Genomic DNA, 25722 nt, shown 5'->3' on the forward strand with positions numbered 1-25722 from the left:
TCCACTGCACAGACGAGTACGCCATGACCGACGCCCGCTTCCATCCCATCGGCACCCCTGGCCAGCCCTGGGGCGCGGCGGAAAAGGCGCAGTGGCGTGCCCTGCAGCAGCCGCAGCGTCGCTATGCCAACGACGTGGTGCCGGCGGTGGACGCCTTGCGCGCGGACTTCGACGTGGAGCAGTACGGCACGCTGGACTACGCCCCGGACGCGTACCCGTTGTTTGCCGTACGCAGCCGCAACTGGAACCCGGCGCTTCCCAGCGTGCTGGTGACCGGCGGCGTGCACGGCTACGAAACCAGTGGCGTGCAGGGCGCGCTGCAGTTCCTGGCCACGCGTGCCAAGGACTATGCCGGTCGCGCGAACGTGCTGGTGGCGCCGTGTGTGAGCCCCTGGGGCTACGAGCGCGTGCAGCGCTGGAACGCCGATGCGATCGACCCGAACCGCTCGTTCGTGGCCAACAGCCCGGCGCAGGAATCGGCGGCGCTGATGGCGCTGGTGGAACCGCTGCGCGCCGGCATGGTGATGCACATTGACCTGCATGAAACCACCGACAGCGACGAAACCGAGTTCCGTCCCGCGCTTGCCGCGCGCGATGGCAAGCCGTTCGAACCGGGCCTGATTCCCGATGGCTTCTACCTGGTGGACGACAGCGAGAATCCGCAGCCCGCGTTCCAGACGGCGGTGAACGCAGCGGTGGAGCAGGTGACCCACATCGCCCCGGCCGATGACAAGGGCGAGATCATCGGCTCGCCGGTGGTGGCCCCGGGCGTGATCGAGTACCCGCTGAAGAAGCTGGGCTTGTGCGCCAGCATCACCGGCGCGACCTACACCACCACCACCGAGGTCTACCCGGACAGCCCCCGCGCCACCCCGCAGCAGTGCAACGATGCGCAGGTAGCCGCGATCTGCGCCGCCATCGACTACGCACTAGCCCACTAGGTAGTGCCGGCCGCTGGCCGGCTCCAGGCGATCCCAACCAGCGCAACGCAGCGCCGGGCTCTGCCCGGCTGCCTTGTAGTGCCGGCCGCTGGCCGGCTCCAGGCGATCCCAACCAGCGCAACGTAGCGCCGGGCTCTGCCCGGCTGCCTTTCAGCGCGAAGTGCAGCGGGGCAGAGCCCCGCTCTACGCGGGATGCGTTGAAGAATGGCCACGTAGCGCCGGGCTCTGCCCGGCTGTCTTTCAGCGCAAAGCGCAGCGGGGCAGAGCCCCGCTCTACGGGGTGCGGTGCAGGAATTCGTCGAGCAGCCACAGCGCGGCCGGGCCCAGTGTCTCGCCCTTGCGCCACACCGCGTCGCACGCCACCAGCTTCGGCCAGCCGGGCAGGGCCAGTTCCACCAGCTGCCCGCGCCCGTATCGCGCTACCAGGGTGCGCGGCAGTTCGGCCCAACCGAAGCCGTCTTCGGCCATCTCCAGCACCATCAGGTAATCCGACGCCGACCAGCTGCGCCCACGCGCCGGGCCGCTGCGCTGATCGTCACCGCTCAGGCAGATCCGGCGATGGCCCGCCAGGTGGGATTCGTCCGCGGCATCGATCTGCGCCAACGGGTGCTGCCGCGCCACGAACACCGCCATTTCCGCGCGCAACGGCAGCGCACGCACCGTCAGGTCGGACGGGTACTGCGCCTGCTGCGGCACCAGTCCCAGATGCGCGCGCCCCCGCTGCACCACATCGAGCACGTCGCTGCCTTCGGCATCCAGCCATTCCAGTTCAATGTCCGGAAAACGCTGTTCGAAGCGCTGCAACAGAGGGTGGTCGGGGTTGAGTTGGTAGATGTCGGAAAACACCACGGTCAACCGCGGCTCCACCGCGTCGCCCAGGCGGATGCTCAGCTGTTCCAGGCGTTCAGCGGCGGCAAGAATCTCCTGCACGTGGCCGAGCACCTTGCGCCCGTCGTCGGTGAGCACCGGGTAGCGGCCGCGGCGATCGAACAGGGTGAGGCCCAGATCGGCCTCCAGCGTGGCAACCGCCGTGCTGATGGTCGATTGGGTCTTCTTCAGTCGGCGAGCCGCGGCGGAGAAGGAGCCGAGCGCGGCCGCTTCAACGAAGGCGTGCAAGGATTCCGGGCCGTAGCGCATGGATGTATCGCCTTTGTCGATGGATTCCATCTTTGGTGTGATGGAAACGTCGATGATAATGAAGGCATCGGCGGAGTGCGAGTGTCGCGAGTGCCCGTACCGACCAACGGTCGGTACCTACGCCCCGCCGGATCACCCTCAAGGAGTTTCCCATGCACACACACGTGCATTCCCAACCCCGTGCCCGTGGCGGCCTGATCGCCTGGGCCTGCCTGACTGTGGCGATCGTCGCCGAAGTGGTCGGCACCTCGTTCATGGCCGATGCCGCCCGTCATGGCGGCTATCTGGGCTATGTCGTGATGGCCGTGGCCCTGGCCATTTCGTACTACTTCCTGGCGCTGTCGGTGCGCGCCATCGCGGTCGGGGTCGCCTACGCGGTGTGGGAAGGCCTCGGCCTGACCCTGCTCACGCTGGTCGGCATTTTCGTGTTCAAGGACAGCCTGTCCGTGCAGCAGATGATCGGCCTGGTGATGGCGGCGGTCGGCATCGTCTGCGTCACGCTCGGCGAGGAGCACACGGCATGAGTCTCACCGCCTTCCTGTTCGTGGTCTGCTCGGCCCTGATCGACATCGCGGCCAACATGATGGTCGCCAAATCCGATGGGTTCCGTAAGCCGGCCTGGGGGGTTGCCGCGATCGTGCTGGTCTGGCTCGCCTTCGCGCTTCTCGGCCAAGCGGTCAAGACCCTGGATCTGGCCACCGCCTATGCGATGTGGGGCGCGATCGGAGTGATCGGCACTGCCGTCTGCGGGCGGGTGCTGTTCGGCAACCGCCTGCGTCCCATCGGCTGGGTCGGCATCGCGCTGGTCACCGGTGCGGTGGTGGTGCTGTCCAGCCACTGACCCCGGTCAGCGGAACAGGTGATTCAATACCGCCCCGGAGGCCGCATCGGCGAAGCCGTCGAAGCGGCCTTCGTCCCTGAGCAGCTGCGAGGCGCGCATCATCCCACCCCAGGCGGTACGCGCCATCGCGCCGCCCACGCTGACCCGGCGCACGCCCATGGCGGCGATGTCCTGCAGGGTGAACGGCACGGCGCTGCCCACCAGCAGGTTCACCGGTTTGGGGGCCACGGCGGCAACCACCGCCTCGATCTGCGCGCGGGTGCTGATGCCCGGCGCGTACAGGCAGTCGGCGCCGGCTGCGGCGTAGGCGCGCAGCCGGGCAATGGCATCGTCCAGGTCCGGGCGGCCGACAAAGAAGTTCTCGGCCCGGCCAATCAGCAGCACGTCCTCGCCACTGCGGTCGATGGCGGCCCGTGCGGCGCGCACCCGCGCCACTGCCTCGTCGAGCGGTCGCAGTGGCGCGTCGGCGTCGCCACGGGCGTCTTCAATGGACAGGCCGGCCACGCCGGTGGCGATGGCCTGTTCCACGGCGTGCTCCACCGCGGTGGGATCCGCGCCGAAGCCATCGCCGAAATCGGCATTCACCGGCAGCGGCGTGGCAGCGGCCAGGTCACGCAGGTGGGCCAGCGTCTCATCCAGTGAGAGCTGGCCGTCCGGCTTGCCCTGGCTCCAGGCCACGCCGGAACTGGTGCTGGCCAGCGCGGCAAACCCCAGCCCATGCAGGTAGCGCGCACTGCCCACGTCCCACGGGTTGGGCAACACGAAACAGCCGTCCGCATGCAGGGCGCGGAAGGCGGCGCGGCGTGGGCGGGGATCGAAGGGCAGGGTGGTCATGGCGCGGACCCGGTAGGCAGTACCACGATGGTACCGCCCACGTTGCGCCGGTCGTGCTGCAGGCGCGACTCAGGCCCGCACCCAGCGTGCCGCCACGCCAATGCCGGCCAGTGCAACGGCCACCAGGCAGAAGGCGAACACCAGGCTGCTGGCCTGTGCCACGAGCCCGATGAACGCCGGGCCGGCCAGCACGCCGGCGTAGCCCAGCGTGGTGATCGCCGGAATTGCCAGGCTCTCCGGCATCGCCTTCTGGTTGCCGGCCATCGAGAACAACGCCGGCACGATGTTTGCGCAGCCCAGCCCGATCAGCGCGTAGCCCAGCAAGGCCAGGGGCAGCACCGTGGCGAAGGTGACCAGCGCGAAACCACCGGCCGCCACCAGGCTGCCGAGCAGGATGGCGCGGTGCCGCCCCAACGCGGCCACCACGCCGTCGCCGACCAGGCGGGTCACCGTCATGGCGATGGCAAACGTCATGAAACCCAGCCCGGCGTGCGACGGCGGCACCTGTTGAACCTCGTGCAGGAATACCGCGCTCCAGTCCAGCATGGCGCCCTCGGCCAGGAAGGCCACGAAACACAGCACGCCGATGCCCAGCACCACCCCATGTGGCACCGCAAATACCGGCGCGCCGGTGGGCGCCTTGTCGCGCCGCCAGTACGGCAGCGAGAGGGCCAGCAGCGCGGCCATCACCGCGACAGCCAGCAGGCACACCAGCCACGGCGGGAGGTGCAGCGCGAGCAGCCCGGTCATCGCCGCGGCGCCAACGGCGCCACCGATGCTGTAGAAGGCGTGGAAGCCGGACATCATCGGCCGCCCGCTGTCACGCTCGACCATGACCGCCTGGATGTTCATCGTGCAGTCGCATGCGCCCACCCCGGCGCCGAACACGAACAGCGCCAGGCCCAGCGTCCACGGCGATGGCGCGATGGCCAGCAGGGGCAGGCTGGCGATCACCATCAACAGCGTGCCGATCATCACCGCTCGGCACCCGTGGCGGGCGGCGAAGATGCCGGCCAGCGGCATCGCCAGCAGGGAACCGGCACCCAGGCACAGCAGCACCAGGCCCAGCGAGCCCTCATCCAGCCCGGTGCGGGTCTTGGCGAAGGGCACCAGCGGCGCCCAGGCGGCGGTGGCGAAGCCGGGCAGGAAGAAGGCGGCGCGGGTGGCGTGTTGTTCGACGCGGGTACCGGCCAGGGATGCGTGGGTCAGCGTGGACATATCGGGCTCACTCCGCATCGGCGTGGTGAATGTCGACGCCGCGGCGCGCGAACGCCTCGGCCTGCGCCGGCGGGGCATCGGCCTCCAGCACCAGCACGTCGATCCGTTCGACCGTGCCGATCCGGTGCGATGCCTGCGCGCCCAGCTTTTCGTTGCTGGCCACGACCACGCAGCGGCTGCTGGCGGCGAGCATCGCCCGCTTCAGCGCGGCTTCCTCGCCATCCACGGCCCACAGCCCGGCCTCGGCATCCACCGCGCAGGTGCCGATGAAGCAGACGTCCACGCGCAACGCGGCGATGGCTTCCAGCGCCTGCGCGCCAACTGCCGCGCCGATCCTCGGATCCAGGCGGCCACCGATCAGCGTGACCTCGAACCCGCTGCGCGCCATCAGCAGCAGCGCGATGTCCGGAGCATTGGTGATCACCCGCAGGCCCTGGGTGTCGGGCAGGCAGGCGGCGATGGCACTGTTGGTGGAGCCGGCATCCAGCAGCACCTGCTCACCCGGGCGCACATGCAGGGCCGCTGCGCGTGCGAGCGCCTGCTTCTGATCGCGCTGCAGGGCATGACGGTCGGCCAGTGGCGGAAATTCCGGGGCCGCCGGCAGCGCGCCGCCATACACCTTGCGGCACAAGCCCTGGCTGGCCAGATCGCGCAGGTCGCGGCGGATCGAGTCTTCGGAGACGCCCATCTGCAGCGCAAGCTGGGCCGAGAACACGCGCCCCTGTTCGCGCAGCAGGTGCAGGATGGTCTGTTGGCGTTCGCCGGGAAGGGCTTCGGGATGCATGGCGGGATGCTCTGGCGTTCGGAAAAAATCGGAGCAACCATGCATGAACACGCAGAGGATCACCCCAATAAGAGGGGTGAATATACACTACCGTGCACATAGGGTGCAGAAGCATGCACATCTGGCGGCGTGATTGTGCACGGTGTTGGCGGTGGCTTCAGTCCGCCCGCAGCAGCTCCGGCTGGATCACCCCGGCCACCCAGTCCATGAACGCGGTGACCCGATGGGGCAGGTGGCGGCGTTGCGCGTACAGCAGCGTCACCGGCATCGGTTCGGCGGCCAGCTGGGGCAGCACTTCCACCAGGGTGCCGGCGGCCAGTGCCTGGCGCACCCCCAGCCGCGGCACCTGGATGATGCCCAGCCCGGCCAGGGCGGCCGCGTTGTACCCCTCGCCACTGTTGACGGTGATCGCGCCGCGCATCGGCAGGCTGCGATAGCCGCCCTCGTCATCGGGGTACTCGAAGCCCGGCGAACGCTGGCCGAGCGTGCCCACGTAGTGGATCAAGGCATGCGCGTGCAGGTCGGCCAGCGTACGCGGCGTGCCGCGCGTGGCCAGGTAGGCCGGGCTGGCGCAGTTGACGATCTGCATGGCGCCCAGTGGGCGTGCCACCAGCGTGTTGTCGTCCAGGCTGCCCACCCGCAGCACGCAGTCGAAGCCTTCGCGCACCAGATCCACGCGGCGATCGGTGCCGCTCAGCTCCATCTCCAGCCCCGGGTGCCGCGCAAGAAAGCCGGGCAGGTGCGGGATCACCAGCTGCCGGGCCAGGCCGCTGGACATGTCCACCCGCAGCCGGCCCTTGAGCTGGCTGGTGTCGCGGCGGAACATGCCCTGCAGCTCTTCCATGTCATCCAGCAGGTCGCGGGCGCGCTGCTGGAACTGCAGGCCGTCGGCACTCAGTCGCACCCGGCGGGTGGTCCGGTGCAGCAGCTGCACGCCCACCTCCGCCTCCAACCGCTGCACGGCCAGCGAGACGCTGGCCTTGGGCAGGCCCAGGCTGTCGGCAGCGCCGGTGAACGAGCCCAGTTCGGCGACGCGCAGGAAGCTGCGTAGTTGGTCCAGGCGATCCATGGATTGTTCGTCATTGGTGAACAGTCAAATCAGGATCGCGCGGTTTATGCGCTCTCGCAAGATCAATAGTCTGTACCCACACCCTACCGCTGGAGAAACGACATGAGCAGCTCCCCCCGTATCGTTCTGGTCACTGGCGGCAGCCGCGGGCTGGGCCGCAACGCCGCGCTCGCGCTGGCCGCCGATGGCGCCGATATCGTGATCACCTACCGCAGCCAGGCCGACGCCGCCCGGCAGGTGGTCGCCCAGATCGAAGCGCTCGGCCGCCGTGCCACGGCCTTGCCGCTGGATGTCGCCGACAGCGGCAGCTTCGCCGCGTTCGCCGACCAGCTGCGTGACACCCTGCAGGGGTGGGGCGCCACGCAGTTGCAGGGCCTGCTCAACAACGCCGGCGAAGGCTTGTACGCGAGCATCGCCGAGACCACGCACGAACAGTTCGACCACGCCGTGGCTGTACATCTGAAGGGGCCGTACTTCCTCACCCAGGCGCTGCTGCCGCTGATCGCCGATGGCGGGCGCATCCTCAACGTGTCCAGCGGGCTGGCGCGCTTCTCGCTGCCGGGCAGTTCGGCCTACGCGATGATGAAGGGCGGCATCGAAGTGTTCACCCGGTACCTGGCCAAGGAGCTGGGCGCGCGCGGGATCAGCGCCAACACGCTGGCACCGGGCGCGATCGCCACCGATTTCGGCGGCGGCCGCGTGCGCGACGACGAGCACGTCAACGGCATGGTGGCCTCGATCACCGCACTGGGGCGCGCCGGCCAGCCCGACGACATCGGACCGGTGGCGGCGGCACTGTTGTCGCCGTCGACGGCCTGGATCAATGCGCAGCGGGTGGAGGCGTCGGGCGGCATGTTCGTCTGAGTGACGGGGCGTGCGCGAACGTGCGCACGCCTTTTGCAGGGTCAACGGCTGCAAACGGGTCGCATTCGCAGTTCGCGGCTATCATGGCGTTCCTGATGCCTGCGTGCCGAGCCAGATTTGAACGCCACTCCACCGATGACCCCCATGGGTCGAGTCTTCGCCACCGTTGCCTTCATTGAAGCGCTCACCTGGGCCGGCCTGCTGGTCGGCATGTACTTCAAGTACCACGCCGCCGATCCCACCCCGATCGGCGTACGCGTGTTCGGGCCGCTGCACGGGTTCGCCTTCATGGCCTACGTGGTGGTGACGGTGCTGGCCGCGGTGCGGCTGCGCTGGCCGTGGTGGGCGGCAGGGCTGGCGCTGCTGGCTGCGGTTCCGCCGCTGGTGACGTTGCCGTTGGAGTGGTGGTTCAAGCGGCGGGGGTTGCTGGGCCGTCGGGTGGGGTGATTTGCGGGCGCTGGCTCCGTTTTTGGGTCATGCGCGCAATGTGCGTGCCACGGCTATCGGCGGTCGTTTGGGAACCGACCCTACCGGAGAGATGCTTGAACCCGGTGGCTGGTAGGGTCGAACCTTGGTCGACTGCCCGTGGTGCTTCACCATTCGGTGGCGACATGACGTTCGAACGCAGACCGGTTTTGTTGTGCGGTTCGGTTGCGTGATTGCAGGCGCGGCTTCGTTCCGGGGTCATGCGTGCAACGCGCGTGGCACGGTTATCGGCGGTCGTTTGGGAACCGACCCTACCGGAGAGATGCTTGAACCCGGTGGCTGGTAGGGTCGAACCTTGGTCGACTGCCCGTGGTGCTTCACCATTCGGTGGCGACATGACGTTCGAACGCAGACCGGTTTTTGTTGTGCGGTTCGGTTGCGTGATTGCAGGCGCGGCTTCGTTCCGGGGTCATGCGTGCAACGCGAGTGGCACGGTTATCGGCGGTCGTTTGGGAACCGACCCTACCGGAGAGATGCTTGAACCCGGTGGCTGGTAGGGTCGAACCTTGGTCGACTGCACGTAACGGCTCACCGTTCGGTGGCGACATGACCATCGAACGCAGGCTGGTTTTTCGGCATGCGGTTCGGTTGCATGATTGCAGGCGCGGCATCGTTTCCGGGTCATGCGTGCAACGCGCGCGGCGCGGTTATCGGCGGTCGTTTGGGAACCGACCCTACCGGAGAGATGCTTGAACCCGGTGGCTGGTAGGGTCGAACCTTGGTCGACTGCACGTAACGGCTCACCGTTCGGTGGAGACATGACCATCGAACGCAGGCTGGTTTTTCGGCATGACCAGGGGTTACGTTGCCATGGCGGCCGCGAGGGCGTCGCCGATCTGCTTCGGCGACTGGTAACCGGCCAGCCGCGCTACTTCGTGTCCGTCACGGACCAGCAGCAGGGTGGGTGTCTGGCGCAGGCCCAAACTGCGGAAGAACACTTCGCCGATGGTTTCCAGGTGGACCTTGAGCAGCACGATGCCGGCGGCGCGCGGTGAATCGGCGATGCTGGTCAGCGACATGTCCAGCATGCGGCAGCCAGGGCAGTTGTCCTTGTGGAAATCCACCAGCACGGTGGGATGGTCGCGAAGGGCGGTGTGGTAGGCGTCAGGCGTGGCGGCGTGCAGGATCTGCATGGGTAGCGGTCTCGATGCGGGCCAACACGGTGTCGGTCCACTGGTGGATGGCGTGGGTATCGGCCTGCCCGTGCGGCATCTGCTCGATTTCCAGCACCGGGTGCGGCGAGCCGAAGAAGCGTGCCAGGCGATGCGCGGCGCCGCAGTAGTACTCCGGGCCCCATTGCGTTTCGCCGGTGCCGAACACGGCCACGCCAAGGCCGGGCGGCAGCCCGGCGGTGTCGCGCAGCGTGGCCACGAAGGCTTTCATCTCCGCCGGGGTCCGGCCGGCGTTGTCGGTCCAGCAGCCCAGCAGCAGCGCATCGCGTGGCTGTGCCAGCGCGGCAGCGGTATCGCCGTCCACGTCCAGCAGCTGCAGCGGGTGGCCCAGGGCCTGGCAGCGTGCCGCGACCAGCCGCGCCACCTCGCGCGTGTTGCCGCTCAGCGATGCATAGGCAAGCAGGATGCGCATGGGCGGTTCACAGGTCGTCGAAGCCGTTGTCCGAATTGGTCTTCTTGTAACTGGCGTTGCGCATCTCGAAGAAGTCGGTCTTGGTCTCGGTGAAATTGTCGGCGTAGGCCTTGATCCACGGCATCACGTTGACGTTGGTGTCGCTGTACAGCTTCTCGATGCCGAGCATGCCGGCCATCTTGTTGGCGCGGTACTTCACGTAACGGATCATCTCGTCCACGTCGATGCCATCGATACCGTCCAGCACCTCGCCGGTCCAGCGCGTTTCCAGCGCGATGGCATGCTCGAATGCATCGTGCACGTAAGCGGTGAGCTGGTCGCCCTGAAGCTGCTGGTTCTCGCCGATGATGGCGCGGATCAGTTCGCTGATGAACTTGGTGTGGGCCAGTTCGTCGCGGTTGATGAAGCTGATGATCTTGCCGGTGCCGGTCATGCGGTTCTGGCGGACCAGGTTGTAGAAAAACGCGAAGCCGGAATAGAAGTTGATGCCTTCCAGGATCGAGGACTGGATCAGCGACCGGATCAGGGTCTCGGCGGTCTTCTCGCGCATGAAGTCGTCGTAGGACTGCATGATCGGCTGGTTGCGCGCCAGAATGGTGGGATGCGTGCGGGCGATTTCGAACACGCGGTTCTGGTCGGCCAGCCCGGCGATGGAGGCCAGTACGTAGCTGTAGCTCTCGTTGTGGATCACCTCCTGCTGGCCGATGATCGCGGCGTTGGCGTGCGCGGCCGGGTCGGTGATGTACTCGGCCACGTTGTAGATGAAGCGGGTCTGCGGGGAATCGAGCGTGGCCAGCAGGCCGATGATCGAATCGTAGGCGTTCTTTTCGCGCGCATTGAGCTCGCCGTAGCCGCGCGCGTCGCCCTTCATGTCCACTTCGTCGGGGATCCAGAAGTTGGTCGACAGCTCCTTGTAGGCCCGGTAGAAGGACGGGTAGGGGATGTCATTCCAGTTCAGGATGCCGCTGGTGCGGCCGTTGATGATGCCGGTGGAGCGGTTGGGGTGGCGCGGTTCGAGGATCTTGATGCGTTCCAGCGGTGTTGCCATGCGGGTGTCCTGGTTGTCGGTTACGTGCGTTTGCCTGGTTGCCGGCCAGCGGCCGGCACTACCGCTGACGACCTGCGGTCGTCAACTACCGCACCATTCGCATTCGTCGATGTCGATGTCGTTGGAGCGCACGTAGTAGGTGGTTTTCAGGCCTTCGCGCCACGCGCTCATGTGCAGGGCGAGCAGGGTGCTGGCGCGGATGGTGCTGGGCACGTACAGGTTGAAGCTGATCGACTGGTCCACGTGGCGCTGGCGGCGCGCGTTCTGGCGGATGCTGGCGAACTGGTCCAGCCGGTAGGCGCCTTTTTCGTAGTACGGGTAAGTGTCCAGCGACAGCCCGGGCGCGGCCACGGGGCGGCGGAAGTCCTTCTTTTCCTCGTAGTAGAACGCCCCGTACACCGGGTCGATGGAGGCGCTGGAGCCGGCGATCTGCGCGGTGCTCATGTTCGGCGCTACCGCCAGCAGCCAGCCGTTGCGCAGCCCGTGCACGCTGACCTGCGCGGCCAGTTCCTGCCAGGCCGGGCTGTCGTAGTGGCGCGCGCGGAAGTACTCGCCGGTCTGCCAGTCGCTGCCCACGAAGGTGCTGTAGCGGCCCTTTTCCTCGGCCAGGCGCATGCTGGCCTGGATGGCCAGGTAGTTGATGCGCTCGTACAGGCTGTCGGCATAGTCTTCGGCCTGGGTGTCGTTCCAGTCGATCTGTTTCAGCGCCAGCAGGTGGTGCCAGCCGAAGGTGCCCAGCCCGATCGCGCGGTACTTGCGGTTGGTGATGGTGGCCTGCGGCACCGGCAGCTGGTTGAGGTCGATCACGTTGTCGAGCATTCGCACCTGGATCGGCACCAGCCGCTCCAGAACATCGCTGGACAGCAGGTCCGGCGCCGCAGTGACCGCACGCCCCAGGTTGATCGAGGACAGGTTGCACACCACGAAATCGCCGGCCTGGCGGGTGGTGACGATCTGGTCGCCACTGATCATCTCCTGCATCAGCCGGGTGGGGCTCATGTTCTGCAGGATCTCGGTGCACAGGTTGCTGGAGTACACCTTGCCGGCGTGCTTGTTCGGGTTCATCCGGTTCACTTCGTCCCGGTAGAACATGAAGGGATTGCCGGTCTCCAGCTGGCTGACCATGATCCGCTTGAACAGGTCGATGGCCTTGATCGTGCGGCGGCTGATGCGTTCGTCGGCCACCACCTCGGCGTAGCGGTCGCGGAAGCTGCCCTGGCCGCGTTGTTCGTCATGGAATTCCTGCAGGTACCAGCCCTTGATCCGCTTCACTTCGTACGGATCGAACAGGTACCAGTCACCGCGCCGCTCCACCGCCTCCATGAACAGGTCGGGCAGGCACACCGAGGTGAACACATCGTGCGCGCGCAGGCGCTGGTCGCCATTGTTCAGGCGCAGGTCCAGGAAGCTCTCGATGTCGCGGTGCCATACATCCAGGTATACCGCGATGGCGCCCTTGCGCTGGCCAAGCTGGTCCACGCTGACGGCGGTGTTGTTGAGCTGCTTGATCCACGGCACCACGCCGCCGGACGAATTGGCCACGCCGCGGATCGCCGCCCCGGCCGAGCGCACGTAGCCCAGGTATGCGCCCACACCGCCCCCGTGCTTGGACACGCGGGCCACGTCGGTGTTGGAGTCGTAGATGCCCTGCAGGCTGTCGTCCACGGTGTCGATGAAGCAGGACGACAGCTGCCCGCCGGTCTTGCCGGCATTGGCCAGGGTGGGCGTGGCCACGGTCATGTACAGGTTGGACAGGGCCCAGTAGGCCTCGCGCACCAGCCGCATGCGCCGCGCGCGGGTGCGGTCGCCACTGAGGTGTTCGTTCTGCATCAGGTACAGCGCGATGGTGAGCCAGCGCTCCTGCGGCAGTTCGTACACCGCCCGCGACGGGTCGGTGGCCAGGTAGCGGGTGGCCAGCAGGTACAGGCCGTTGTAGGCGAACAGCAGGTCGCGCTCGGGGTCGATCATCGCCCCGGCCTCCTCCAGTTCTTCCTTGGAATACGCCTTCAGGATGTCGATCGAGTAGACGTTGCGATCGGCCAGGCTTTCCTGCAGCCCCACGTACGAGCCGTACTTGAGGCTGGCGTCGTAGAAGCGGTTCTTGCTGGCGCGCTTGTACAGGCGGCGCAGGTACAGCCGCGCGGCGAAGTGCTCCCAGTCCGGCGCCACCAGGTCGATACGCGATTCGGCTTCGCGGATCAGCAGGTCCACCAGTTCGTCGGCGCTCAGCTGTTCGCGCCGATGCACCAGCGCCAACACGGCGCGTTGGTAATCGGCCAGGTCCAGCTGCGGAAACTCGGCGTGCACGGCCTGGATCGAGCGCAGCAGGCGGGCCTGCTCGAACGGCATGCGCCGGTTGCCGCCTTCCTTGCTGATCCACAGGCCATCGCCACTGCTGGCAACGGTGGATTCCAGTGCGGCGGCGGCGTGGGTAAGGGTGCTGTCTTCGGTGATCATTGTCAGTCCATGCGGTACGCAGGAGTCGCGTCGCGATGCGGGCATCGCGACGAACGGGCGGGCGTCATGGAGGCAGGGGGATCATCCCCGGAAGGGTCCGGGTAATACGCTCGCTTCCAGGCGCTGTTCGGGCGGTCATGCCGGGCGGCCGGGGTGGCCTGCAGGGGCATGACGGGGAACCGGGCCTGGCGGAAGCGGGGAGCCGATGAACACAACATAGTGTGGGTCTGCCTCATCGTCAACATCATATGTTGGGTTGAGGCGGTCACCAGCGTGACCAAACGCCGCAGCCGATCGCTCCCCGGTAGAGCCGACCGTTGGTCGGCTGCAGTTCGCCTGATCGTTGATAGACACACGGCGGCAACACGCCGCACACCGACGGCAGCCGACCAACGGTCGGCTCTACCAGTATCCCAGCACCTTCCACCACGCACCGCCGACCACGGCAAACACCACCAGCTCGAACACGCACATCACGAACCCGACGCGCCACCACGTCCCCAGGCTGACGTAGCCGCTGCCGAAGATGATCGGCGAGGTGCCGGTGGCGTAATGGGTGAGCGTCATCATGATGGCCGAGCCGGCGGTCATCATCAGCATGAAGGGCACCACGTACTCGGCCGGAATCAGCAGGGCGCCCACGCCGAGGAAGGCCAGCAGCATCGCGCTGATGTGCGCGGTGGTGCTGGCGAACAGGTAGTGCGAGAACACGAACGCCAGCACCAGCACCGCGGCGATGGCTTCCCAGCCCATGCCGCTGGCCACGATGGCGCCCTTCATGCCCTCGGAGAACCAGCCGATCACGCCGAGTTTGTTGAGCTGCTCGGCCATCATCACCAGTGCGCCAAACCACACCAGCGTGTCCCACGCACTCTTTTCCGAGAGCACATCGTCCCAGTCGATGGTGCCGGTGATGATCAGCACGAACAGGCCCAGGAAGGCGACCACGGTGGGATCCAGCGTCCACGCCGGCCCGAACAGCATGGCCGGCACGTTCGCCCACAGCACCAGCAGCAGGCCGAAGGTGCCCATCATCACCTTCTCCTTCGGCGCCAGTGGGCCCATCCGTGCCAGTTCGGCGCGCGCGTAGTCCACCGCGTTCGGCGTGGCCTTCAGTTGCGGTGGCGACAACAGGTAGATCACCAGCGGCATCAGCAGCAGGCAGACCAGCCCCGGCACCAGCATGCACAGCGCCCAGGTGGTCCAGGTCAGGTGGAACTGCTGGCCGGTCGCCTTGGCCACGTAGTCCACCACCAGCGGGTTGGGCGCGGTGGCGGTGAGGAACATCGCCGAGGTGATCGGGTTGGCGTGGTAGTTCACCAGGGCCAGGTAGGTGCCCACCTTGCCTTCGGTGCCCTTGGCCGGGTCCGAATCGAACGCGTTGGCGATCGAGCGCATCACCGGGTGCACGATGCCGCCGCCGCGGGCGGTGTTGCTGGGCGTGAAAGGCGCCAGCACCAGCTCGCACACCGCCAGGCCATAGCCAACGCCCAGCGTGCGTTTGCCGAGCAGGGCGATGAACATCAGCCCGATGCGGCTGCCCAACCCGGTCTTCTTCAGGCCGCGCGAGATCAGGATCGCCACCACGATCAGCCAGATCAGCGGGCTGGCAAAACTGCTGAGGGCGTCGGTGATGGCGCCCTTGGACGAGGTCGAGGTGACCTGCGACAGCGACACGATGACGATCGCCATCATCGCCATCACCCCGATCGGCATCACCTTGAGGATGATCGCCACGATGGTGGTCAGGAAGATCGCCACCAGCCCCCAGGCCTTGGGCGTGAGCCCGGCCGGGCAGGGCAGCAGCAACAGGGTGACCAGCACCGCCGTGGCGATCAAAGCCGGCACCAGCCGGAACGGTACCGCCCCGTTGAAGTAGCGGAACAGGTCCTGCAGTCGCTTGAGCATCGCGGGGTCCTTGCGGCGGGTGCGGGATTACTTGAAGGGCAGCGAGCGCAGCTGCTGCAGGCGCTGCAGCGCCAGTTCGGCGTGCACCTTGGCGTTGTCGGGGTTGGTCAGTTCGGTGGCCATCGGCGATGCAGCCGCCTCACGCGCGGCACGGGCGCGGGCGTCGTCCAGGTTCTCGCTGCGCAGGCCCAGGTCGGCCAGCACGATCACCTTGCCCGGCTGCACTTCCACATGCCCGCCCGATACATACACATGCAGCGGCGGCTCCGCCCCGACCGGAAATACCGACACCATGCCCTCGCGCAAGGTCGCCAGCAGCGGCGCATGCTGCGCCAACACGCCGAAACGCCCTTCGCTGCCCGGCAGGCTGATCTCGCGCACGTCGCCGCTCCAGATCTCGCCGGTCAGGCTGATGATCTGCACCGGCAGGCCGTGCGCGATGTCGGCGACGATGCCGGGAAGGGCTGCTGCGGGAGGAAGTGACGCCATTGCAAAGGCCGCGGTGGGAGTGGACCCAGCTTAGTCGGGTCGGTGTGTGCACGGGTTGATCGACATCAATGACCCGCGTGCAGTTGAGCCGTGCGCCATGTCCATCGCGCGCGGATGAATGCCACGCCACCGCGACCGGGAATCTGCGAATGCGACCTGTTATCATTTGACGGGATAGCCACGGCGATCCTCGCAATCGTCGAAGCCGATCGATCCGACGCGCCGCCTTGCAGCGTTGCGCGCCCTATTCCCTGATTGGCAGTGGTGTTCCATGCATGAGCGTTCGGTAGTACCCGGCTTGCCGGCCCTGGTGTTCGCGGCCTTGACCGGCACCATGGCGATGATGGCCTTCGTGGCGGTGGTGGGGCCGGTGGTGCGCCTGCTGGGCCTGGCCGAGTGGCATGCCGGCCTGTCGGTCACCGCTGCCGGGGTGCTGTGGATGCTGTCCGCGCGCCGCTGGGGCAGCCTCAGCGACCGCATCGGGCGCAAGCGCGTGCTGCTGATCGCACTGGCGGCCTACGTGCTGATCTACGTGGCGATGGCAATCTTCGTCGATGCTGCGTTGGCGCGCCCGCCGGCGCTGTGGGTGTCGGTGCTGGTGCTGGTCGGCACGCGGGCGTTGGTGGGGCTGTTCTATGCCGCCGTGCCGCCCACCGCTGCCGCGCTGGTAGCCGACGGTGCCGCGCCGGGGCAACGCGCCTCGGCCATGGCCAAGCTCGGCACCGCCAACGCCCTGGGCATGGTGGTCGGGCCGGCCGCCGCCGGGTGGATCGCCTTCCACCAGTTGTCGCTCACCCTCTACATCGCGGCGTTCCTGCCGTTGCTGTCGCTGGCCGCCATTGCCTGGCGCCTGCCACCGGACGCGCCGCTGCGCACGGCCACCCCGGGGCCGCGCGCGCGGCTGGGCTGGACCGATGCACGGCTGCGCCTGCCGATCCTGGCGGTGTTTGCCGCCATGGTGTCGGTGACCATCGCGCAGGTCACCGTTGGCTTCTTCGCGATCGACCGCCTGCACCTGTCGCCCGCCGACGGCGCGCGTGCGGCCGGCCTGGCGCTCACCGCGGTGGGTGTCGGGCTGATTCTGGCGCAGGTACTGGTGATGAAACTGGTCGGCGTGCCGCCGCGGCGCTGGATCGCCCTGGGCGCCCTGGTGTCGGGCATTGGGTTCGCCTCGGTGGCGCTGGTGGACGCACGCTGGGAACTGCTGCTGGCCTACGCGGTGGCGGCGTTCGGGATGGGCTTCGTGTTTCCGTCGTTCCAGGCGCTGGCGGCCGATTCGGTGCAGGCGCATGAGCAGGGCGCTGCCGCAGGCACCGTGGCCTCGGTGCAGGGCCTGGGCATGGTGATCGGGCCGATGCTCGGCACACTGCTGTACCAGTGGCGGCCCAGCGCGCCCTATCTGTTGGTGGGCGCGCTACTGCTGGTGTTGTCGGTGGCCGCGGCACGCCACCGCGCCGGAGTGCCGGCATGAACGACAGCACGCAGGCACGCACGGTGCGCGACGACGACAATGCCGTGGTGGGCGATGCCGCCGTCACCACGCCGTTTCTGCTGCGTGCGCCGTTGCGCTCGCTGCACACGCAGGGGTGCCGAGCGCGGCTGCCGGCCGGTGGCACCGCCACCCTGGCCGCGCGCGTAGCTGCCTTTTTCGCTACGCCGCGCGCCGGCCTGCCGCTGCTGGTTGGCGCGCTGCCGTTCGATCCTGACGGTGACGACGCGCTGCACCAGCCGCAGGCACTCTCGACCGCGGCGCTGCCATCCGCGCCGCCGGCAGCGACCTTCAACGGTCGTATCGCCGCAGAACCCAGTGCCGCGCAGTACGCAGACGCGGTGGGCGCGGCGTTGCATGACCTGCAGCAGCCGGCACCGGCGCTGCACAAGGTGGTGCTGGCCCGCAGCCTGCTGCTGGACGGCGCGCAGGACGTCGATCCGCACGCCCTGGCCGCGCGCCTGGGCCACGACCCCAGCGTGGCCACCTATCTGGTGACGCTGCCCGGCGGAACGCAGGAACCCCCGGCGTGGCTGGTGGGCGCAACCCCCGAACTGCTGGTGTCGCGTCGCGGCGCGCGGGTGCTGTCGCATCCACTGGCCGGTTCGGCCCGGCGCCATCCCGACCCGGCCGAAGATGCACGGGTGGCGCAGGCACTGCTGGCCTCGGCCAAGGACCACGACGAACACCGCCATGTAGTGGAGGCCATCGTGGCGGCACTGGCGCCGTGGTGCAGCCACATCGAGGCCGAGCCGCGGCCCTCGCTGCATGCCACCGCCACCATGTGGCACCTGGGCACGCGGATCGAGGCCACGCTGGCCGACGCGCGCACGCCGGTTGCCGCGCTGGTGGCCGCGCTGCATCCCACCCCGGCCGTGTGCGGTACGCCGCGCGCGCTTGCGCTGCGCACCATTCGCCAGCTGGAACCGGTGCCGCGCGGCTTCTATGCCGGCGCGGTTGGCTGGACCGATGCCGACGGCGATGGCGACTGGTACGTGGCGATCCGCTGCGCCCGTGTGCAGGGCCCGCAGGTGCGTGTGTACGCCGGCGCAGGCATTGTTGCCGGCTCACTGCCCGCGCTGGAAGTGGCCGAAACAGACGCCAAATTCGGCGCCGTGTTGAACGCTCTGGGCGTCGATGCGCTGCCTTCCATACGCGTTAACGGAGTTGGTTCCTGATGAACGAAAGTGCTTCCCCCGCGCTGGTGCCGTTGCGCCAGAGCTGGCCGCCGGCCCTGGTGGCGCGCTATCGCGCCGCCGGCCACTGGCGTGGCGAAACCCTGCCGGGCGTGCTGCGCGAGCGGGCCACCCTGTTTGCCGATGACATTGCCGTGGTCGGCCGCGAGGTGCGGCTGAGCTACGCGGCGCTCTGGCAGGAGGCTGGCCGGATCGGTGCGGGCTTGCTGGCGCGCGGTCTGGTGCCGGGCGACCGGGTGGTGGTGCAGCTGGGCAATACGCCAGCATTCGTGACGGTGGTCTGCGGGCTGTTCCGGGCCGGATTGATTCCGGTGTACGCATTGCCGGCGCACCGATTCACCGAGGTGCGCCATGTGCTGGACAAGGCGCAGGCACGCGGGTACATCGCGGCGGACAGGCAGGACGGCTTCGATTACCGCGTGCTGGCGCGCGAACTGCAGGCGTTGCTGCCAGCGCTGCAGCACGTGCTGATCGTCGGCGACGCGGCCGAGTTCGGCGCGGTGGACAGCCTGCAGGGCGACGCAGCGCTGTTGCCGCCCGACCCGGACCCGCAGTCGGTGGCATTCCTGCAGTTGTCGGGCGGCAGCACCGGCTTGTCCAAGCTGATACCGCGCACCCATGACGACTACATCTATTCGTTCCGCGCCAGCAACGACATCTGCGGCATCACGCGCGACAGCGTGTACATGGTCGCGCTGCCCGCGGCGCACAACTTCCCGATGAGCTCGCCCGGTTTCCTGGGTGCGTTGTATGCCGGCGCGCGCGTGGTGATGAGCCCGGGCCCCGGGCCTGACGCGGCCTTCCCGCTGATCGCGCGCGAGCGCGTGACCTGCGTGGGGCTGGTGCCGCCGCTGGCCTTGCTGTGGGCGCAGGCCGCGGCCACCACTGCGCACGACCTGGGCAGCCTGCAGGTGCTGCAGGTGGGAGGCGCCAAGCTGGTGCCGGAAGCGGCGCACCGGGTGATCGACAGCCTGGGCTGCCGTCTGCAGCAGGTGTTCGGCATGGCCGAAGGCCTGGTCAACTACACCCGCCTGCACGATCCGCTGGACGTGGTGGTGGGCACCCAGGGTCGGCCGATCTCGCCCGACGACGAGGTGCTGGTGGTGGACGACCACGGCCACCCGGTCGCGGAAGGCGGCATCGGCCACCTGCTCACGCGGGGCCCGTACACCATTCGCGCGTACCACAACGACCCGGCCGCCAACGCGCGTTCGTTCACCGAGGATGGCTACTACCGCACCGGCGACATGGTGCAGCAGTTGCCCGGTGGCTACCTGGTGGTGCAGGGCAGGGCCGGCGACCATATCAACCGGGCCGGCGAGAAGATCTCCGCCGAGGAGATCGAAGACCATCTGCTGGCCCATGCCGAGGTGTTCGATGCCGCGGTGGTCTCGATGCCCGATGCCTTCCTGGGGGAACGCAGCTGTGCGTTCGTCATTGCGCACGGCACCCCGCCCACCGCCGCCAGCCTCAAGGCCTGGGTACGCGGGCGTGGCCTGGCCGCGTTCAAGGTGCCCGACCAGGTGGTGTTCGTGGAGGCCTTCGGCACCACGGCGGTGGGCAAGATCAGCCGCCGTGAACTGCGCGCGCAGCTGCGCGAACGTTACCTTGAACAGACAGGAGAACCGCGCTGATGGCGCTGCCCAAGATTGCCCCGTATCCGTTGCCGCTGGCCGGTGAACTGCCGCCGCCGCGCGGCCCCTGGGTGCCGCGCACCGAGCGCATGGCGCTGCTGGTGCATGACATGCAGCAGTATTTCCTGGCCGCGTTTGCCGCCGACGCCGCGCCGCTTGCGCCGGCGGTGGCCAATATCGCCCGCCTGCTGGCGCACTGCCGTGCGCGCGACATCCCGGTGTTCTACACCGCCCAGCGTGGCAACCAGGACCGCCGTGACCGCGGCCTGCAGGCCGACCTGTGGGGTCCGGGCATGAGCGCCACCGCCGAGCACGAAACCATCCTTGCCGCACTGGCACCGGCCCCCGGCGATCATGTGCTGGTCAAGCACCGCTACAGCGCGTTCCAGCGCAGCAACCTGGACACGATGCTGCGCGCCCGTGGCCGCGATCAGCTGCTGGTGACCGGCGTGTATGCGCACATCGGCTGCGCGGCGACCGCGACCGAGGCCTTCCAGCGCGACATCGAGGCGTTCATCGCCGCCGATGCAGTGGCCGACTTCTCGCGCGCCGACCATGACCTGGCCCTGCACCTGATCGCGCGCACCTGTGGCGTGCCCCTGACCACCGACCAGCTGTTGAAGGCCCTGGCATGAACACCCCCGCACACGACCTCCCGCTTGACCTGGCGCGCATGCGTGCCGACGTGGCTGGCATGCTGGGCGAAGCGCCCGAGACCATCGGCGACGACGACAACCTGATCGACCTGGGCCTGGACTCGATGCGGGTGCTGGGCCTGGTACTGGCCTGGGGCAATACCGGGATCGCACTGGAGTTCAGCCACCTGGCCGAGCACGCCACGCTGGCCGGCTGGTGGGGCGTGGTGCAGCGGCTGCAGGGCAGCGCTGCGCGCGCATGAAGGCAGGGCAGGGCGCGGACGCAACCGGAGCGCAGGCACAGCCGCGCCCCCAAGGCTTGAGCGAAGCGCAGACCGGGCTGTGGTATGCGCAGCGACTGGCGGCGGCACCGGCGGCGTTCAACACCGCGCATGCGCTGTGGATCGACGGCGCACTGGACGTGCCGCGCTTTGCGGCCGCCGCCAACGCCGCCGCGCATGAAGCCGAGGCGCTGGCGCTGCGTATTGCCGACGGTGCCGACGGTGTACCGCAGCAATGGCACGTGCCCGCGCATGTGCCACTGCTGGAGGTGGTGGACCTGTCCGCGCTGCCGGACCCGGTGGCCGCTGCACGCAGCGCCATGGACCAGGACCGCCTGCGCGCGGTGGATCCGGCGCGCGACCGGCTCGCGCAGCAGCGTCTGTTCGTGCTGGGTGGCGCGCGGCATCTCTGGTACCTGCGCGTGCATCACCTGGCCACCGACGGCTACGGCATGGCGCTGTTCACCGAGCGGGTCTGCGCGTTGTATGCGGACGCGGATGCCGAGGCGGCAGCGCTTGCCCCGTTGGCCCCGGTGCTGGCCGATGATCGGGACTACCGCCACGGCGAACGCCGCGCCGCCGATGCGGCCTACTGGCAGCAGTACATGGCCGGCGCCCCGGCGGCGGAAGGCCTCGCGGGCGCCAGTGCCCCGGCGGCCGCCGATGCCCTGCGCCACGTCTGCGACCTGCCTGCGGCGCTGCGTAGCCGGCTGCTGGCGGTGGCCACGCAGATCGCCCAGCCCTGGCCGGACCTGCTGACCACGCTGGGCGCCGCGTACTGCCGTCGCTTCAGTGCACTCGATGAAGTGGTGCTGGGCATCCCGTTCATGGGCCGGCTCGGCAATGCGTCCGCGCGTGTTCCGGCGATGGTGATGAACGTGTTGCCCCTGCGCGTGGCCGCCCGCGACGCCAGTCTGGCCGAGACCGTGCAGGCCACCGCGCGCGACCTGCTGCGTGCCCGCCGCCACGGCCGCTACCGCGGCGAACAGCTGCGCCGCGACCTGGGCCTGGTTGGCAGCCAGCACCGTCTGCACGGTCCGATGATCAACGTGCAGCCGTTCTACCGGGCGCTGCCGCTGGCGGGCGTGCAGGTGCGGCTGGACGTGCTGGGCACCGGCCCGGTGGACGACATCACCTTCGGTTTCCGTGGCGATGGCACGCACCACCTCGACCTGGAGATCGAAGCGAATCCTGCCGTGTACGCGCCCGCACAGGTGCAGGCGCATGCCGCGCGGCTGCTGCACTTCATCGACGCCGCACTGGACGCGCATGACCGTGGCTTGCGCATGGACGACATCGCGCTGGCCACGCCGGCCGAAGCGCAGCGCTACCTGTTCGAGGTCAATGCCACGGCCATGCCGCTGCCCGACGTGTCACTGGTGGCGCTGCTGTTGGACGGCATGCATGCCAACCCCGACGCCACCGCGCTGGAGTTCGACGGGCAGCGCCTCACCCATGCCCAGCTGGAGCAGCGCAGCCGGGCAGTGGCGCTGCAGTTGCAGGCGATGGGCGTGGGCCGCGAATCCCGCGTGGTGGTGGCATTGCCGCGCTCGCTGGAACTGGTGGTGGGGCTGGTGGCCATCCTGCGCGCCGGTGCGGCCTACCTGCCGGTGGACCTGACCCATCCGGACCAGCGACTCGCCCGCATCCTGGCCTCGGCCCAGCCCAGCTGCGTGCTGGCCGACGACACGGCGGCGGCGCGGTTTGCCGGCTATCGCGTGCTGGCACCGGCGCAGTGGAGCGCAGACGATGCCCGCGAACTGCCCGACACCGTGCAGCCGCAGGACGCCGCCTACGTCATCTACACCTCCGGCTCCACCGGCGAGCCCAAGGGCGTGCTCGTGGAGCATCGCGCCATCGTCAACCGGTTGCAGTGGATGCGCAGCCATTACGGCATCGACGCCGATGCGCGGATCCTGCAGAAGACGCCGGCCACCTTCGATGTCTCGGTCTGGGAATTCTTCCTGCCGCTGCTGTGCGGGGCCACGCTGGTGATCGCGGCGCCCGACCTGCACCGTGACCCGGTGGCGCTGGCCGACCTCATCCGCCGCGCCCGGATCAGCATCGTGCATTTCGTTCCGTCGATGCTGGATGCGTTCCTGGCCGTGCCAGCGGCGCGCGGCCTGCCGCTACGCCAGGTATTCACCAGCGGCGAAGCACTGGAACCGGCATTGCGCGATCGCTTCCATGCCACCGTCGATGCCGAACTGCACAATCTTTATGGTCCCACCGAAGCGGCCGTCGATGTGAGTTGGTGGCCGGCGGACCGCGACGACCGCAGCAGGCCGGTGCCGATCGGCTATCCGGTCTGGAACACCCGCCTGTACGTGCTGGACGCGCGCATGCGGGCGGTGCCGCCGGGCGTGCCCGGTGACCTGTACCTGGGCGGCGTGCAGCTGGCCCGGGGCTACCTGGGCCGCGACGACCTGACCGCCGAGCGCTTCCTCGCCGACCCGCACCTGCCCGGTGAGCGGATCTATCGCAGCGGTGACGTGGCGCGCTGGCGCGTCGACGGTGCCGTGGAGTATCTCGGGCGCAGCGACCACCAGGTGAAGCTGCGCGGACTGCGCATCGAGCTCGGCGAGATTGATGCCGCACTGCGCCTGCAGCCCGGCGTGGAACGCGCTGAAACGCTGCTGCGCGAAGACCGGCCCGGCGAGCGGCGGTTGGTTTCCTATGTCTCTGGCGTGGCGCTGGACCCGGTGGCGCTGCGCGCCGGCCTGGCCGCGCGCGTGCCGGACTACATGGTGCCCGCCGCGCTGGTGGTGGTGGCGCAGTGGCCGGTGACGGCAAACGGCAAGCTGGACCGCGCCGCGTTGCCCGTGCCAACGCTGGCCGCGGTGCCGGGCCGCGCGCCCAGCACGGACAGCGAGCGCCAGCTGGCCGCGTTGTTTGCGCAGGCGTTGGGCTTGGATGACGCGCCCGCCGCCGATGCGGACTTCTTCAGCCTGGGCGGTGATTCGCTGTCGGCGGTGCACCTGCTGCTGGCGATCCAGCAACACTGGCAGCGTGATCCGGGCCTGGGCGCGGTGTTCGCCCACCCCACCGTGGCGGCACTGGCCCGCGTGCTGGACGCGCCGGAACACGGCACCGACCACGGCCTGTCGCCGCTGATCGGGCTGGCGCGCGGTGAGCCGGGCAGGGCACCGCTGTTCGTGGTCCATCCCGCTGGCGGCATCGCCTGGAACTACCGCGACCTGGCCCGTGCGCTGCAGCCGGCACGCGACGTTCATGGTCTGCAGTCGCCCGCACTGGATGCCGCGCAGCCGCTGCCCGACAGCATCGATGCCCTGGCCGCGGACTATGTGGCGCGCGTGCTGGCACTGCAGCCGAACGGGCCGGTGCACCTGCTGGGCTGGTCGGTGGGCGGCATCATCGCCCAGGCCATGGCCGTGCGCCTGCAGGCGCTGTGTCGCAGCGTCGGCGAGCTGGTGCTGCTGGATGCCTATCCCAGCGAATGCTGGCGGGCCGAACCCGAGCCGGACCCGATCGCGGCGCTGCGTGCGCTGCTGGCCATCGCCGGGCATGACCCCGACGCCCACCCCGAACTGGACAGCCGCGCGCGCATCATGGCGTTCCTGCGCCGTGGCGACAGCGCGCTGGGCAACCTGCCCGAACCGGTGCTGGACGGCGTGGTCCGCGCGGTCACCGGCACCAACCGGTTGATCCGCGCGCACCACCACGCACCGTACCGCGGCGTGCTCAGCCACGTGCGTGCCGGTCGCGACCACGCCGCGCGCCCGTATCTGCAGGCATCCCTCTGGGCGCCGTACGCGGCAACGATCGAGGCAATCGAGCTCCCGTTCGTGCATGCCGAGCTGACCGGCCGTGATGCTGTCGCACAGATCGCCCCTTGGCTGTCGGCGCGGCTGCAGCGCAGTGACGCCCTCGATATCCGTACCTCCCCACAGGAACAGCCTTCATGAAACTCACTGGATTTGACGGCACGCTGGCCGTGGTCACTGGCGCTGCCGGCGGCATCGGCGCGGCGCTGGTGCAGCACCTGCTGGACAGCGGATGCGTGGTGGTCGCCACCGACCTGGCTGCGCCCGCGCTGCCGGCGCACCCGAACCTGCATGCCAGGGCGCTGGACGTCAGCGATGCCGGTGCAGTGGATGCGCTGGTCGGCTGGGCCGAGACCACGCTGGGGCCGGTGGGCTTCGGCATCAACGTGGCCGGCGTGCTGCAGGTGGGTACGGTCGACCAGATCGACGACGCGCAATGGCGCCGGGTATTCGCGGTCAACGCCGACGGCGTGTTCCACCTGTCGCGCGCCCTGGCGCGGGTGATGACCCCGCGCGGCAAGGGGGCCATCGTTACCGTCAGTTCCAATGCTGCCGGTGTTCCGCGGCATGGCATGGCCGCCTATGCCGCATCGAAAGCGGCCGCCACCATGTTCACGCGGTGCCTCGGGCTGGAACTGGCTCCCCACGGCATCCGCTGCAACATCGTCGCCCCGGGCTCGACCCTGACCCCGATGCAGACCGGCATGTGGGAGGACGCCGACGGCGCGCAGCGGGTGATCGAGGGCAACCCGGCAACCTACAAGGCCGGCATTCCGCTGCGCAAGCTGGCCCGCCCCGACGACATCGCCCAGGCGGTGATGTTCCTGTTGTCCGACCAGGCCGGCCATATCGCGATGAGCGATCTGTATGTGGACGGTGGTGCCACGTTGCGTGGTTGAAGGCGCCGGGTTATGCCCGGCTGTTGGTCACGCGCGGCTCCGGATGATCTGCAGCCGACCAACGGTCGGCTCTACCGGGCCCGGGTCGAGCGATATGCCGGGGTGGCCCGATATGTCCGATATGCCCGGTGTCGTGCGACGTC

The 25722-nt window shown here is 68.8% G+C and carries 23 protein-coding genes; 12 read left to right on the top strand and 11 right to left on the bottom strand.

Annotated elements, in window-relative coordinates; genetic code table 11:
* Window positions 1-23 precede the first annotated feature (23 nt).
* Entirely contained in the window at window positions 24-941 is a 918-nt protein-coding gene (locus tag DX03_RS09325) for a M14 family metallopeptidase (protein WP_038688165.1), read from the top strand.
* Between the two features lie 273 nt (window positions 942-1214).
* Here the strand turns inward: DX03_RS09325 and DX03_RS09330 are convergent, their stop codons facing one another.
* Window positions 1215-2078, bottom strand: coding sequence for a LysR family transcriptional regulator (locus DX03_RS09330; RefSeq protein ID WP_038692178.1), 864 nt, complete (start codon window positions 2076-2078; stop codon window positions 1215-1217).
* 152 nt (window positions 2079-2230) lie between these two features.
* Here DX03_RS09330 and DX03_RS09335 point away from each other — a divergent pair, with 152 nt between their 5' ends.
* Both DX03_RS09335 and DX03_RS09340 read left to right on the top strand, forming a co-directional pair.
* Window positions 2231-2602, top strand: coding sequence for a DMT family transporter (locus tag DX03_RS09335; protein WP_038688167.1), 372 nt, complete (start codon window positions 2231-2233; stop codon window positions 2600-2602).
* A complete protein-coding gene (locus DX03_RS09340; RefSeq protein ID WP_038688168.1) occupies window positions 2599-2919 on the top strand; it encodes an SMR family transporter in 321 nt (106 codons plus the stop codon). The genes DX03_RS09335 and DX03_RS09340 overlap by 4 nt, the downstream gene beginning before the upstream one ends.
* 6 nt (window positions 2920-2925) lie before the next feature.
* On the opposite strand, the gene DX03_RS09345 is transcribed toward DX03_RS09340, so the two are convergent.
* The 4 genes from DX03_RS09345 to DX03_RS09360 all read right to left on the bottom strand — a co-directional run bounded on the left by DX03_RS09345 (window position 2926) and on the right by DX03_RS09360 (window position 6824).
* Window positions 2926-3753, bottom strand: a complete 828-nt coding sequence (locus DX03_RS09345) for an isocitrate lyase/PEP mutase family protein (RefSeq protein ID WP_038688170.1) — start codon at window positions 3751-3753, stop codon at window positions 2926-2928.
* A 69-nt stretch (window positions 3754-3822) separates the two neighbouring features.
* Window positions 3823-4971, bottom strand: coding sequence for an MFS transporter (locus DX03_RS09350; protein ID WP_038688172.1), 1149 nt, complete (start codon window positions 4969-4971; stop codon window positions 3823-3825).
* A gap of 7 nt (window positions 4972-4978) precedes the next feature.
* Window positions 4979-5755 carry a DeoR/GlpR family DNA-binding transcription regulator gene (locus tag DX03_RS09355; RefSeq protein WP_038688174.1) on the bottom strand — a complete coding sequence of 259 codons (777 nt, stop codon included), beginning with the start codon at window positions 5753-5755 and terminating at the stop codon, window positions 4979-4981.
* A gap of 157 nt (window positions 5756-5912) precedes the next feature.
* A complete protein-coding gene (locus DX03_RS09360; RefSeq protein WP_038688177.1) occupies window positions 5913-6824 on the bottom strand; it encodes a LysR family transcriptional regulator in 912 nt (303 codons plus the stop codon).
* Between the two features lie 102 nt (window positions 6825-6926).
* On the opposite strand from DX03_RS09360, the gene DX03_RS09365 reads away from it, so the two are divergent.
* Both DX03_RS09365 and DX03_RS09370 read left to right on the top strand, forming a co-directional pair.
* Complete coding sequence (locus DX03_RS09365; protein WP_038688179.1) at window positions 6927-7688, top strand: SDR family NAD(P)-dependent oxidoreductase; 762 nt, start codon at window positions 6927-6929, stop codon at window positions 7686-7688.
* Window positions 7689-7823: 135 nt separating this feature from the next.
* Window positions 7824-8135 (top strand): DUF3817 domain-containing protein, encoded by a 312-nt coding sequence (locus DX03_RS09370; protein ID WP_038688181.1) that lies wholly within the window; start codon window positions 7824-7826, stop codon window positions 8133-8135.
* A gap of 839 nt (window positions 8136-8974) precedes the next feature.
* Here the strand turns inward: DX03_RS09370 and DX03_RS09375 are convergent.
* From DX03_RS09375 to atpC, 6 genes are all read right to left on the bottom strand, one after another.
* Window positions 8975-9307, bottom strand: a complete 333-nt coding sequence (locus tag DX03_RS09375) for a thioredoxin family protein (protein WP_038688183.1) — start codon at window positions 9305-9307, stop codon at window positions 8975-8977.
* Window positions 9279-9758: a flavodoxin gene (locus DX03_RS09380; RefSeq protein ID WP_038688185.1), complete on the bottom strand. Its 480-nt coding sequence runs from the start codon at window positions 9756-9758 to the stop codon at window positions 9279-9281. The genes DX03_RS09375 and DX03_RS09380 overlap by 29 nt, the downstream gene beginning before the upstream one ends.
* 7 nt (window positions 9759-9765) lie before the next feature.
* Window positions 9766-10806 carry a ribonucleotide-diphosphate reductase subunit beta gene (locus DX03_RS09385; protein WP_038688187.1) on the bottom strand — a complete coding sequence of 347 codons (1041 nt, stop codon included), beginning with the start codon at window positions 10804-10806 and terminating at the stop codon, window positions 9766-9768.
* An 81-nt stretch (window positions 10807-10887) separates the two neighbouring features.
* Window positions 10888-13263 (bottom strand): ribonucleoside-diphosphate reductase subunit alpha, encoded by a 2376-nt coding sequence (locus DX03_RS09390; RefSeq protein ID WP_081797209.1) that lies wholly within the window; start codon window positions 13261-13263, stop codon window positions 10888-10890.
* Window positions 13264-13665: 402 nt separating this feature from the next.
* A complete protein-coding gene (locus tag DX03_RS09395) occupies window positions 13666-15171 on the bottom strand; it encodes a DASS family sodium-coupled anion symporter (RefSeq protein WP_038688189.1) in 1506 nt (501 codons plus the stop codon).
* 27 nt (window positions 15172-15198) lie between these two features.
* Window positions 15199-15660, bottom strand: coding sequence for an ATP synthase F1 subunit epsilon (atpC, locus tag DX03_RS09400; RefSeq protein ID WP_051598816.1), 462 nt, complete (start codon window positions 15658-15660; stop codon window positions 15199-15201).
* 271 nt (window positions 15661-15931) lie between these two features.
* On the opposite strand from atpC, the gene DX03_RS09405 reads away from it, so the two are divergent.
* From DX03_RS09405 to DX03_RS09435, 7 genes are read left to right on the top strand one after another with little or no spacing between them, the layout of a single operon-like run.
* Entirely contained in the window at window positions 15932-17131 is a 1200-nt protein-coding gene (locus DX03_RS09405; protein ID WP_038688191.1) for an MFS transporter, read from the top strand.
* Window positions 17128-18327 (top strand): isochorismate synthase, encoded by a 1200-nt coding sequence (locus tag DX03_RS09410; protein ID WP_038688193.1) that lies wholly within the window; start codon window positions 17128-17130, stop codon window positions 18325-18327. Before DX03_RS09405 ends, DX03_RS09410 begins: the two co-directional genes overlap by 4 nt.
* Window positions 18327-19979 carry a (2,3-dihydroxybenzoyl)adenylate synthase gene (locus DX03_RS09415; RefSeq protein ID WP_038688194.1) on the top strand — a complete coding sequence of 551 codons (1653 nt, stop codon included), beginning with the start codon at window positions 18327-18329 and terminating at the stop codon, window positions 19977-19979. Before DX03_RS09410 ends, DX03_RS09415 begins: the two co-directional genes overlap by 1 nt.
* A complete protein-coding gene (locus DX03_RS09420) occupies window positions 19979-20614 on the top strand; it encodes an isochorismatase family protein (RefSeq protein ID WP_038688196.1) in 636 nt (211 codons plus the stop codon). Before DX03_RS09415 ends, DX03_RS09420 begins: the two co-directional genes overlap by 1 nt.
* Window positions 20611-20877, top strand: coding sequence for a phosphopantetheine-binding protein (locus DX03_RS09425; RefSeq protein WP_038688198.1), 267 nt, complete (start codon window positions 20611-20613; stop codon window positions 20875-20877). The genes DX03_RS09420 and DX03_RS09425 overlap by 4 nt, the downstream gene beginning before the upstream one ends.
* Window positions 20874-24821: a non-ribosomal peptide synthetase gene (locus DX03_RS09430; RefSeq protein WP_051598817.1), complete on the top strand. Its 3948-nt coding sequence runs from the start codon at window positions 20874-20876 to the stop codon at window positions 24819-24821. Before DX03_RS09425 ends, DX03_RS09430 begins: the two co-directional genes overlap by 4 nt.
* Entirely contained in the window at window positions 24818-25579 is a 762-nt protein-coding gene (locus DX03_RS09435) for a 2,3-dihydro-2,3-dihydroxybenzoate dehydrogenase (protein WP_038688200.1), read from the top strand. Before DX03_RS09430 ends, DX03_RS09435 begins: the two co-directional genes overlap by 4 nt.
* The last annotated feature ends 143 nt before the right edge of the window (window positions 25580-25722 follow it).

Origin of the sequence: Stenotrophomonas rhizophila (assembly GCF_000661955.1) — a bacterium.
GTDB lineage: Bacteria > Pseudomonadota > Gammaproteobacteria > Xanthomonadales > Xanthomonadaceae > Stenotrophomonas > Stenotrophomonas rhizophila.

Coding starts and splice junctions, on each gene's coding strand:
- DX03_RS09325 (WP_038688165.1), top strand. CDS start 24: ATGACCGACGCCCGCTTCCATCCCATCGGCACCCCTGGCCAGCCCTGG.
- DX03_RS09330 (WP_038692178.1), bottom strand. CDS start 2,078: ATGCGCTACGGCCCGGAATCCTTGCACGCCTTCGTTGAAGCGGCCGCG.
- DX03_RS09335 (WP_038688167.1), top strand. CDS start 2,231: ATGCACACACACGTGCATTCCCAACCCCGTGCCCGTGGCGGCCTGATC.
- DX03_RS09340 (WP_038688168.1), top strand. CDS start 2,599: ATGAGTCTCACCGCCTTCCTGTTCGTGGTCTGCTCGGCCCTGATCGAC.
- DX03_RS09345 (WP_038688170.1), bottom strand. CDS start 3,753: ATGACCACCCTGCCCTTCGATCCCCGCCCACGCCGCGCCGCCTTCCGC.
- DX03_RS09350 (WP_038688172.1), bottom strand. CDS start 4,971: ATGTCCACGCTGACCCACGCATCCCTGGCCGGTACCCGCGTCGAACAA.
- DX03_RS09355 (WP_038688174.1), bottom strand. CDS start 5,755: ATGCATCCCGAAGCCCTTCCCGGCGAACGCCAACAGACCATCCTGCAC.
- DX03_RS09360 (WP_038688177.1), bottom strand. CDS start 6,824: ATGGATCGCCTGGACCAACTACGCAGCTTCCTGCGCGTCGCCGAACTG.
- DX03_RS09365 (WP_038688179.1), top strand. CDS start 6,927: ATGAGCAGCTCCCCCCGTATCGTTCTGGTCACTGGCGGCAGCCGCGGG.
- DX03_RS09370 (WP_038688181.1), top strand. CDS start 7,824: ATGACCCCCATGGGTCGAGTCTTCGCCACCGTTGCCTTCATTGAAGCG.
- DX03_RS09375 (WP_038688183.1), bottom strand. CDS start 9,307: ATGCAGATCCTGCACGCCGCCACGCCTGACGCCTACCACACCGCCCTT.
- DX03_RS09380 (WP_038688185.1), bottom strand. CDS start 9,758: ATGCGCATCCTGCTTGCCTATGCATCGCTGAGCGGCAACACGCGCGAG.
- DX03_RS09385 (WP_038688187.1), bottom strand. CDS start 10,806: ATGGCAACACCGCTGGAACGCATCAAGATCCTCGAACCGCGCCACCCC.
- DX03_RS09390 (WP_081797209.1), bottom strand. CDS start 13,263: ATGATCACCGAAGACAGCACCCTTACCCACGCCGCCGCCGCACTGGAA.
- DX03_RS09395 (WP_038688189.1), bottom strand. CDS start 15,171: ATGCTCAAGCGACTGCAGGACCTGTTCCGCTACTTCAACGGGGCGGTA.
- atpC (WP_051598816.1), bottom strand. CDS start 15,660: ATGGCGTCACTTCCTCCCGCAGCAGCCCTTCCCGGCATCGTCGCCGAC.
- DX03_RS09405 (WP_038688191.1), top strand. CDS start 15,932: ATGCATGAGCGTTCGGTAGTACCCGGCTTGCCGGCCCTGGTGTTCGCG.
- DX03_RS09410 (WP_038688193.1), top strand. CDS start 17,128: ATGAACGACAGCACGCAGGCACGCACGGTGCGCGACGACGACAATGCC.
- DX03_RS09415 (WP_038688194.1), top strand. CDS start 18,327: ATGAACGAAAGTGCTTCCCCCGCGCTGGTGCCGTTGCGCCAGAGCTGG.
- DX03_RS09420 (WP_038688196.1), top strand. CDS start 19,979: ATGGCGCTGCCCAAGATTGCCCCGTATCCGTTGCCGCTGGCCGGTGAA.
- DX03_RS09425 (WP_038688198.1), top strand. CDS start 20,611: ATGAACACCCCCGCACACGACCTCCCGCTTGACCTGGCGCGCATGCGT.
- DX03_RS09430 (WP_051598817.1), top strand. CDS start 20,874: ATGAAGGCAGGGCAGGGCGCGGACGCAACCGGAGCGCAGGCACAGCCG.
- DX03_RS09435 (WP_038688200.1), top strand. CDS start 24,818: ATGAAACTCACTGGATTTGACGGCACGCTGGCCGTGGTCACTGGCGCT.